Consider the following 9,772-nt stretch of genomic DNA (forward strand, 5'->3'; position numbering starts at 1 on the left):
CGGCAGCGCCGGGCTGCTGGGCGGGAGCGGCCGGCTGCTGGGCCGGGGCCGCCGGACGCGCGGGCGCCGGCCGCTGGGCCGGGGCCTGAGCGAAGGCCGCGATGGGCGAAAAGCCCACGGCCGCGCTGAGCACGAGCGCCAGGGCAGACGATGACAAGCGAAACGGAGCGGGCATTCCTTGCTTTTCCTCACAGGCGAATTCGGGATCACGACTTCGCAAGCCGCGTGCGTCACCGCCGGCGGCCCAATCGCATGGTTGCGCCGGCCACCGCAAGCCGTGCACATCAAGGGCGATTGAGGCGTTTGAATGACACCCGCCCTCGCCTTTAGCGAGTTCGCCCGCCCAATTCCAGCCCGAATAACTGCCTGACGAGCCCATCCCCATGCTATTCTTCGGCAGGGAATCAGGTCGTGCGATGGATTTGCCTCGATTAATCGTGACGCCGTCGCGTCGCGAATTCAGTTTGCTGCTTGCCTTGGGCTCCTTCGCCACCGCGTCGGGCAGGCCCGCTCACGCCGATTCGGTTCCCGCAGGCCAAGCCATCGCCAGCCATGCGATCGCTATGCATGGCACGCCGGCCCTGCCGCCCGGCTTCGGCCACCTGCCCTATGCCGATCCGAAAGCCCCGAAGGGCGGGCGCATCGTTCTGGGCATCCAGGGCACCTTCGACAGCCTCAACCCGCTGATCGTGCTCGGCGTCGCGCCCGACGCGGTCCCGAAATACGTCCAGCAGAGCCTGCTCTACCGCTCGGCCGACGAGCCCTTCACCGCCTATGGCCTTCTCGCCTCGCAGGTCGAGCTCGATCCCGACAGGACGATGCTCGCCTTCGAGATCGATCCGCGCGCGACCTTTTCCGACGGCAAGCCGGTCACGGCCGAGGACGTGCTCTTCACCTTCGAGATGCTGAAGACGAAGGGAAAGCCATATCACCGCGCCAGCCTGTCCGGCGTCACCGGGGCGTCGGCGCCCTCGCCCCGCCGCGTCGTCTTCGCGCTCGGCGACGGCGCCAATCGCGAATTGCCGCTGATGATCGGCGCCATGCCGATCTTCGCAAAGCACGCCACCGATGCCGAGACCTTCGGCGACACCAGCTTCAAGCCGGCGCTCGGCTCGGGGCCCTATGTCGTCAGCGAGGTCAGGCCCGGCGAATCGCTGACGCTGAAGCGGCGCAAGGATTTCTGGGCCGAAGAGCTGCCCGTGATGCGCGGCCTCTTCAACGCGGACGAGATCCGCTACGATTTCTATCGCGATTCCAACGCGCTGTTCGAGGCGTTCAAGGCGGGGCTCTACGATCTCCGGCTCGAAGGCGACCCGACCCGCTGGATGACCGGCTACGACATCCCGGCCGTCCATGACGGGCGCATCCGCCGCGAGACCCTGCATTTCGATACGCCCAAGGGCATGACCGGCCTGGTCTTCAACACGCGCCGGCCGATCTTCGCCGATATCCGGGTGCGCGAGGCGCTCGGGCTGCTGTTCGACTTCGAATGGGTCAACCGCAACCTGTTCCACGGCGCCTATCGCCGGGCGGGCAGCTTCTTCTCCGATTCGGACCTGTCGGCGCTGGGCGTGCCGGCCGATGCGCGCGAGACCGCGCTGCTCGCGGCCTTCCCCGGCGCCGTGCGCGAGGACATCCTCGCCGGAACCTGGCGGCCCTCCGAGACGGACGGCTCCGGCCGCGATCGCGAGCAGGCGCGCCGGGCGCTCGACCTGCTCAAGGATGCCGGCTTCACGCTGCAGGACGGCGCCCTGCGCAACGGCAAGGGCGAGCCCTTCAGCTTCGAGATCATGGTGACGAGCCGGCCGCAGGAGCGGCTGGCGCTGAACTTCGCGCAGTCGCTCGGCCGCCTCGGCATCGCCGCGCAGGTGCGGCTGATCGACGACGTGCAGTATTGGCGGCGGCTATCCGCCTTCGATTTCGACATGATCCAGTGGACCTGGCCCGCTTCGGCCTCGCCCGGCAACGAGCAGATCGGCCGCTGGGGCTCCGCCAATGCCGCGCGCCGGGGCTCGCTCAACTATGCCGGGGTCCAGTCGCCGGCTATCGATGCCGCGCTGCAAGGCCTGCTGAAGGCACGCGAGCGGGAGGATTTCGTCGCGGCGGCGCGCGTGCTCGACCGGCTGCTGATCTCGGGCTTCTACGTGGTGCCGCTCTATTACCTCCCGGATACATGGCTCGCCCTTGCACGCGACGTCGTGCTGAGCGGCCGGCAGCCGGCCTATTTCCTGTCCACCGAAACGCTGGCGCGGCTTCCGGCCGCTCCGCCCGCGGCGAACTGAAGGACCGTCGATGCGGGCTGAACAGGACGAAGCCACCGCCCTGCTCGACGGGCTCGACCTCGACGCGTTGCTTTCGGCGCTGACCAGCGGGCGCGGCTACGAGGCGGCCCTGCGCGATCCGCCCGGCCGGCGCGGCTGGAGCGACGTCAACCCGGCCTCGATTAACTTCCTGCAGCTCGACCAGCGCATCGACCGGCTGGCGAGGCTGCTCTCGATCAACAAGGGGCAGCCCGGCGCGAGTGTYGCGATCCTGGCTCCGCTCGGCCCCGAGGCGATCGTTTCCATTCTGGCCTGCCTGCGCGCCGGTCTTTCGCCCCTGATGCTGCCGCTCCACGGCAACGAGCTCGAATTGCTCCGGCTGATCGAGGCATCGGACGCGGTGATGGCGCTCGGCGTCAGCCGGGTCGGTCCGCTGCGCCCCCTGCTGACGCTGCGCAATCTGGCGATGCGCGCCTTCAGCACCCGCTTCGTCGGCGGCTTCGGCCCCGATATCCCCGACGGCGTCGCACCGCTCGACATGCTGATGGCGAATGCCTCGCTGCATCCGCTGCCGACCATCACCGAGCGACCGTCGCTGCAGGTCGTGGATGCGGCGACGATGGCCGGCCCGCTCGCCGTGTCCGAGCGTGACGTGCTCGGCAAGGCGCTGGAACTTTCGCGGCTGCTGAAGCCCGTCACTTCCTCGCGCATCGTCACCACCCTGGTCGGGGGCGACCTCGCGGCGCTGGCCAGCGGGCCGGGCATGGCGATGCTGACGGGGGTCGAGCTTTTGCCGCTCGGCCTGTTCAGCCTCGGCGACCTGCAGGCCTGCATCGAGGGCGGCCGCCATGTCCATCTCGTCCTGCCCGGCGAGATGGAGCCGGCGCTGGCGCATTCGCGGCTGGCGAGCCACCATGCGCTGGCCAGCGTCGTCTTCGTGCAACGGACCGGCCAAAGCGCCTATCCGGCGCTCGACAGGCCCGATCTCGCCATCGTCGACATCGATGCCCGCTCGGCGGCGGACATCACGGTTGCGAGACGCTAGAATCGGAGGCGGAACAGCGCCCGTATCTACGCGTTGATCAGGCCGGGCGCGCCAATGGAGAGTTCGCCATGCTCATCGTCAGCCTCGTTTCGCTTTCGCTCTCCTCCGGCCTGATGGTTCCCGTCGCCGATGGGCCGCCGAGGTTCAACATCGAGGCGACCTGTCGCGATGTCGGCAAGTCGAGCAACAGCGTCGGCGGCACGGTCAGCGCCTGCCGCACGGATGAGGAAAAGGCCCGCAACGACCTCACAGCGAAATGGTCGCAATACCCCGTTGCCAAGCGCAACACCTGCGTCGAGGGGGCGAAGCTCGGCGGGCCGCCGAGCTATGTCCAGGTGATCACCTGCCTGGAGATGTAGGCCCGGCCTCCGCGCCCCTGATTGCTTCACGGCCCGGAAGCGCCGCGCGCAGCAGGCAATAGAGCACCAGCGCGTTCATGAGGTGCCAGAGCCAATGCGTGCCGATCGGCAGCGCCCCGCAGAGCGCGCCATCCGTGCTGCGCAATGTCAGCGAGACGGCGAAGGCGAGGCCGGCCAACGAGACGAGCCGCCGCACCCGGCCCAGTTCCGGCCGGCGCGGCAATGCGGCGGCGATGCCGAACAGCCCGAGTAGGAAGGCGGCATAGCCGGCGGAGCCGGCCATGATCGGCGGCAGCACGGCACGCCCGGCCCAGGACAGGGCCAGCGCAAAGCCGAAGAAGGCGAGCGTTCCGGCCGCGGTCGCGGCCGGGGGAGCCCCGAGGAAGCGGCGCAGGGCAAAAGCGAAATAGCCGAAGGCGAAGAGCTGGATCGGCACGACATCGGCCGCCAGCGTCCAGCCATCGGGCATGGTGTGGAACAGGAAGGAGCCGATGCCGATGGTCAGGACGAGCAGGATCAGCGCGAGCGTAGCGGCCTCGCCCCTGCCATGGCGCCGCCAGAGCCACAGAGCGCCGAAACCGGCGATCAGAAACGCTGCATTCGTCATGGCGTTGAGCGGCTCGGCCCAGAAGCCAGCATCCAGCCTCTCGCAATAGCCGAATCGCATCCGCAGGGTTCCCGGTTCGAGCCTGTGTCAGCGGAAGCCTGTCGTCATGACACGGTCATGTCGCGGTTTCCCGCTTGTTTCGGACGCCGGGCTTCTTCACAACGTCGCGAGAACCGGCTGAGGAGGATATCGCCATGCGCCGCTGCATTTCTTCGGGCCAGCCGCTCCGCGGCGCACTGGCCGGATCGGCCGTGGTTGGATCGGTCTTGGTTGGATCGGTTTTGGCGATCCTGCTGGCGGCCGGCCCGGCCCAGGCCCAGTCGGAACGCTGCGCCGATCTGTGGACGTCGCGCAACGAGATCTACAAGGCGCGAGGCTACTGCTTCCGAACCCAGCGCGCGATCGACGCCTTCGGCAATGCCGGCTGCCAGTACGACGCCATCGAGGACGTGCCGCTCTCCGCCAATGACCGGCGCGCGGTCGCCGACATCGTCCGGCAGGAACGGGAGCTGCGCTGCCCGCGCTGAGCTGACCTCACCCCACCGGCGATTGCCTGTGGAATGCAGCCCTGCCCTGCGCCCGGCGGGGACGAGGCCATGCTAGAAGCGCCGGCCGCGCTTCTGCGCACCATCATTCAAGGCGATTCACGACCGGCATGACGACGGCAATCGAGATGGGAACGACACGGACCGGCGAGCCCGGTCTCATCGATCTCGCCGAATTGCTGGCGACGCGCCTGCTCGTCCAGGGCAATTCCGGTTCGGGCAAGTCGCATCTGCTGCGACGCCTGCTGGAGCAGAGCGCGCCGCTCGTCCAGCAGGCCATCATCGATCCGGAGGGAGACTTCGTCTCGCTCGCCGACCAGTTCGGCCATGTCGTGGTCGATGCCGAATGCGGCGAGGCGGAATTGCAGCGCGTCGCGCTGCGCGTGCGCCAGCATCGCGTCTCGGTGGTGCTGAACCTCGAGAATCTCGAAGCCGACGAGCAGTTGCGCGCCACCGCCGCCTTCCTCGGCGGGCTCTTCGATGTCGACCGCTCGCTCTGGTTCCCGATGCTGATCGTGGTCGACGAAGCCCAGCTCTTCGCGCCGGTGATGGCTGGCGAGGCCTCCGACGAGGCGCGCCGGCTCTCACTGGGCGCCATGACCAATCTGATGTGCCGCGGCCGCAAGCGCGGTCTTGCGGGCGTCATCGCGACGCAGCGCCTCGCCAAGCTCGCCAAGAACGTCGCGGCGGAAGCCTCGAACTTCCTGATGGGCCGCACCTTCCTCGACATCGACATGCAGCGCGCCGCCGACCTGCTCGGCATGGACCGGCGCCAGGCCGAGATGTTCCGCGACCTSGAGCGYGGCCAGTTCGTCGCGCTCGGCCCCGCTTTGTCGAAGCGCCCGCTGCCGATCCGGATCGGCGCGGTGAGTTCCGTCGACCGTGGCAGCGCGCCGGGGCTGATGCCGCTGCCCGAGCAGGCGCCGGAGGATGCCGGCAAGCTGATCTTCACGCCCGRCGAGGACGAGCCGCCGCCGATGGCCCGGCCGGTCCGCCCGGCTCCACGCCCGCGCCCGAATCCGAGCGAGGTGCTGCGCCAGATCGAGACCTATCGCCCAGCCCCGTTGCCGGAACCCGAGCCGGAGATCGAGCTCGAGCCGGCGGAGCGCGAGGCGATCATGGCCGAGATCCTGCGCGAGTTGATGGCCGACCCCGAGGCGCGCTCACGCCAGGTCGCGGTGCTGTATCAGGACTTCACCGTGCGCTGCCGGATGCGGCGGCTCGGCCGGACCCATCTCAGCCTCGAGGAATTTCGCCGCAAGCTCGCCGTGGCGCGCGCCGGCGTGAACGACAGCATCGCAGCGAGCGAGGGCTGGCAAGCGGCGGTGGAAGCTTCCGGCACCTTGCCGGAGGACCTGCAAGGGTTGTTCCTGTTCATCGCACGCACGGCGATCGAAGGCGGAACCTGCCCGAGCGACGCGGAGCTGGCGCGGGTCTATGGCAGCCATTCGCCGAGCCGGGCCCGGCGGCTGCTCGGCTATATCGAGGAACGCGGCCTGATCGTCTGCCATGTCGATTTCCGCGGCCAGCGCACGCTGGCCCTGCCGACGCTCGGCGTCGAGACCGCGCCGGGACTGGCCCAGCCGCGCACCGCCGGCATGCCGCGCAGCGCGCGCGGCTGAACCACCTTTTCTACAAAACCTGCAGGTCATCCCGGGCTTGACCCGGGATCCATCGTAAGGCGTCCAGCTCGACGATGGATCCCGGATCTCCGCTTCGCTGCGTCTGGGAAGCCCCGCGCTCCGATGTCCGCCGCGTGGTGCGGGATCGATGACTTCAACTCACGAATGATGTTCCCCTGGACGGGCTAATCGCGCCGGCACGGCGCCTCCATGTTTGCGGCCTCACAGGAGATTCTGACCATGGACTATCGGCGTTTGGGCCATTCGGGACTGAAGGTTCCCGCCCTCAGCTTCGGTGCGGGCACCTTCGGCGGACAGGGGCCGCTCTTCAGCGCCTGGGGCAATACCGATGCCCAGGAAGCGCGCCGCCTCGTCGATATCTGCCTCGAAGCCGGGCTCAACCTCTTCGACACGGCGGATGTCTACTCGAACGGCGCCTCCGAAGAGGTGCTCGGCGAGGCCATCAAGGGCCGGCGCGACAAGGTGCTGATCTCGACCAAGACCACGCTGCCGATGGGTGACGGCCCGAACGATTCCGGCTCCTCGCGCAGCCGGCTGATCAAGGCGACCGAGGATGYGCTGCGCCGCCTCGGCACCGATTACATCGACCTGCTGCAATTGCATGCCTTCGATGCCGGCACCCCGGTCGAGGAGGTTCTCTCGACGCTCGACGAGCTCGTCCGGGCCGGCAAGCTGCGCTATGTCGGCGTCTCCAATTTCTCCGGCTGGCACGTGATGAAATCGCTCGCTGCGGCCGAGCGTCATGGCTGGCCGCGCTATGTCGCGCATCAGGTCTACTACTCGCTCGTCGGGCGCGACTATGAATGGGAATTGATGCCGCTCGGCCTCGACCAGGGCGTSGGCGCCCTGGTCTGGAGCCCGCTCGGCTGGGGCCGMCTCACCGGYARGMTSCGCCGCGGCCAGCCSCTGCCCGCTTCGAGCCGCCTGCATGAGACCGCCGCATTCGGGCCGCAAGTCGAGGACGAGCAACTCTATGCCATCGTCGACGTGCTCGACGCGATCGCGCAGGAAACCGGCAAGAGCGAGCCGCAGATCGCGCTCAACTGGCTGCTGCAACGGCCGACCGTGTCCTCGGTCATCATCGGCGCCCGCAACGAGCAGCAATTGCGCGATAATCTCGGCGCCGTAGGCTGGAACCTGACGCCGGAGCAGGTCGCGAGGCTGGACGCCGTCAGCGAGCGTCCTGCGCCCTATCCCTATTCCCCCTATCGTCGACAGGAAGGCTTCGCGCGCCTCAACCCGCCTGCCGTCTGAGCTGACTTCAAAAAGCCGAGCCCTCATCCTGAGGAGCGCCGCGAGACGCCATTCCCAAGGGAATGGCTCCTCAGGATGAGGGCTCGGAAGCTTGCCCGCCGACTTGGAACCTCGTCCGCGCCCCGCGCAAAACTTGACCACCCCGCCCCCGAACGTGCATGACCTCAAGCCGCATTCACAGGTCCGGCCATGCGCGTTCTGTTGATCGACAACTACGACAGCTTCACCTGGAACCTGGTCCACCTGATCGGTGGGCTGGGCGCCGAGGTCGATGTCTGGCGTAACGACGCGCTCACGGTCGAAGAGGCGCTCAATGGCGAGCACGACGCGATCGTGCTCTCGCCCGGCCCCTGCACGCCCAACGAAGCCGGCATCTGCCTCGATCTCGTGCGCGAGGGCGCTGGCGTGAAGCCGATCTTCGGCGTCTGCCTGGGCCTGCAGGCGATGGGACAGGCCTTCGGCGGCGATGTCGTGCGGGCGGCCCTGCCCATGCACGGCAAGGTCTCACCGATCAAGCACCGGTCGCGCGGCCTGTTCCGTGGCATCAACGGCCCGCTGCAGGCGACGCGCTATCACTCGCTGGTCGTCGACCGGGCAACCTGCCCCACGGTCTTCGACATCGAGGCGGAGACCGATGACGGGCTGATCATGGCGCTGTCGCATCGCGAATTGCCGATTCACGGCGTCCAGTTCCATCCGGAGAGCATCGCCTCCGAGCATGGCGCCACGATCCTGCGGAACTTCCTCGACCTCGCCCAGCGATGGCGCAGCGAGCACGAAGCTGCCGCCCTGTCCCCATCCGCCTGATTTCCGCAGAGTTTCCATGGACGATTTCAAACCCTTCATCGCCAAGGTCGCCACCGGTGCGAGCCTCTCGCGAGAGGAGGCGCGCGACGCCTTCGACACGATTCTTTCAGGCGAAGTGACGAACGCGCAATCCGCCGCCTTCCTGATGGCGCTGCGCGTGCGCGGCGAAACGATCGACGAGATCGCCGGCGCCGTCGGCGCCATGCGCGGCAAGATGACGCCGGTGAAGGCCCCGGCCGATGCCATCGACATCGTCGGCACCGGCGGCGATTCGTCGGGCTCCTACAATGTCTCGACGCTCGCCTCGATCATCACCGCCGCTTGCGGCGTGCCCGTCGCCAAGCATGGCAACCGCGCGGCGTCGTCACGTTCGGGCGCGGCGGACGTGCTGACCGCGCTCGGCGTCAAGGTCGGGCTCGACCCGGCCGGCACGGAACGCTGCATCCGCGAGGCCGGTGTCGGCTTCATGTTCGCGCCGACGCATCACGCCTCGATGCGCCATGTCGCGCCGGTGCGCACCGAGCTCGGCACGCGCACCATCTTCAACCTGCTCGGCCCGCTCTCCAACCCGGCCGGCGTCAAACGCCAGCTCGTCGGGGCCTTCTCCGAGACCTGGCTGGAACCGATGGTCAAGGTGCTGGCCACGCTCGGCTCGACCCGCGTCTGGGCCGTGCACGGTTCGGATGGGCTCGACGAGATCACCACCACCGGCCCGACCCGCGTCGTTTCGCTGGAGAACGGCAAGATCGAGAGCTTCTCGATCAGCCCGGCCGATATCGGCCTCGCCCTCGCCAAGCCCGAGGATCTGCGCGGCGGCACGCCCGAGCAGAACGCCGCAGCCCTCAATGCGGTGCTTGGCGGCGAGAAGACCGCCTTCCGCGACATCGCGGCCTTCAATGCGGCGGCGGGACTGCTCATCGCCGGCAAGGCGGGGGATCTGAAGGACGGCTTCGCCCAGGCCACGGCTGCGCTCGATTCCGGCAAGGCCAAGGCGACGCTCGCGAAGCTCATCGCCGTCTCGAACGGCTGAGGAGGCTGGCCATGACCGACATCCTCGCGAAGATCGAAGCCTATAAGCGCCAGGAGATCGCCGCCGCCAAGGCTGCGATCCCACAGGCCGAGATCGAGCGCCGCGCGTACGCCGCCGGCAAGCCGCGTGGCTTCGCCGACGCTCTCGCCGCCAAGGTTGCAGCCGGGACGCCGGCGCTCATCGCCGAGATCAAGAAGGCGAGCCCGTCCAAGGGGCTGATC

9 protein-coding genes and 1 pseudogene are annotated in these 9,772 nt (G+C 68.4%); 9 read left to right on the top strand and 1 reads right to left on the bottom strand.

Features of this window, described 5'->3' with window-relative positions; genetic code table 11:
* Window positions 1–437: 437 nt before the first annotated feature.
* The 3 genes from AB4Y99_RS20490 (at window position 438) to AB4Y99_RS20500 (ending at window position 3,665) form a co-directional block, all read left to right on the top strand.
* Window positions 438–2,282 (top strand): extracellular solute-binding protein, encoded by a 1,845-nt coding sequence (locus tag AB4Y99_RS20490; protein ID WP_441524611.1) that lies wholly within the window; start codon window positions 438–440, stop codon window positions 2,280–2,282.
* A 10-nt stretch (window positions 2,283–2,292) separates the two neighbouring features.
* Entirely contained in the window at window positions 2,293–3,306 is a 1,014-nt protein-coding gene (locus AB4Y99_RS20495) for an AMP-binding protein (RefSeq protein WP_441524612.1), read from the top strand.
* A 68-nt stretch (window positions 3,307–3,374) separates the two neighbouring features.
* A complete protein-coding gene (locus AB4Y99_RS20500; protein WP_441524613.1) occupies window positions 3,375–3,665 on the top strand; it encodes a hypothetical protein in 291 nt (96 codons plus the stop codon).
* On the opposite strand, the gene AB4Y99_RS20505 is transcribed toward AB4Y99_RS20500, so the two are convergent.
* Window positions 3,646–4,332, bottom strand: coding sequence for a ceramidase domain-containing protein (locus AB4Y99_RS20505; RefSeq protein ID WP_441524614.1), 687 nt, complete (start codon window positions 4,330–4,332; stop codon window positions 3,646–3,648). The two genes, AB4Y99_RS20500 and AB4Y99_RS20505, sit on opposite strands and share 20 nt — an antisense overlap.
* Window positions 4,333–4,466: 134 nt before the next feature.
* On the opposite strand from AB4Y99_RS20505, the gene AB4Y99_RS20510 reads away from it, so the two are divergent.
* The 6 genes and pseudogenes from AB4Y99_RS20510 to AB4Y99_RS20535 all read left to right on the top strand — a co-directional run.
* Window positions 4,467–4,799 (top strand): YARHG domain-containing protein, encoded by a 333-nt coding sequence (locus AB4Y99_RS20510; protein WP_441524615.1) that lies wholly within the window; start codon window positions 4,467–4,469, stop codon window positions 4,797–4,799.
* A gap of 128 nt (window positions 4,800–4,927) precedes the next feature.
* Entirely contained in the window at window positions 4,928–6,439 is a 1,512-nt protein-coding gene (locus AB4Y99_RS20515) for a helicase HerA domain-containing protein (protein WP_441524616.1), read from the top strand.
* Between the two features lie 240 nt (window positions 6,440–6,679).
* Window positions 6,680–7,714 carry an aldo/keto reductase gene (locus AB4Y99_RS20520; protein ID WP_441524617.1) on the top strand — a complete coding sequence of 345 codons (1,035 nt, stop codon included), beginning with the start codon at window positions 6,680–6,682 and terminating at the stop codon, window positions 7,712–7,714.
* Window positions 7,715–7,903: 189 nt separating this feature from the next.
* Window positions 7,904–8,521: an anthranilate synthase component II gene (locus tag AB4Y99_RS20525; RefSeq protein WP_441524618.1), complete on the top strand. Its 618-nt coding sequence runs from the start codon at window positions 7,904–7,906 to the stop codon at window positions 8,519–8,521.
* 16 nt (window positions 8,522–8,537) lie between these two features.
* Window positions 8,538–9,551, top strand: coding sequence for an anthranilate phosphoribosyltransferase (gene trpD, locus AB4Y99_RS20530; protein WP_441524619.1), 1,014 nt, complete (start codon window positions 8,538–8,540; stop codon window positions 9,549–9,551).
* Window positions 9,552–9,562: 11 nt separating this feature from the next.
* Window positions 9,563–9,772: pseudogene (locus tag AB4Y99_RS20535) on the top strand (indole-3-glycerol phosphate synthase TrpC); the annotation flags it as partial.

The organism is Allobosea sp. TAB14 (assembly GCF_052113865.1).
Classification (GTDB): Bacteria; Pseudomonadota; Alphaproteobacteria; order Rhizobiales; family Beijerinckiaceae; genus Allobosea; species Allobosea spartocytisi.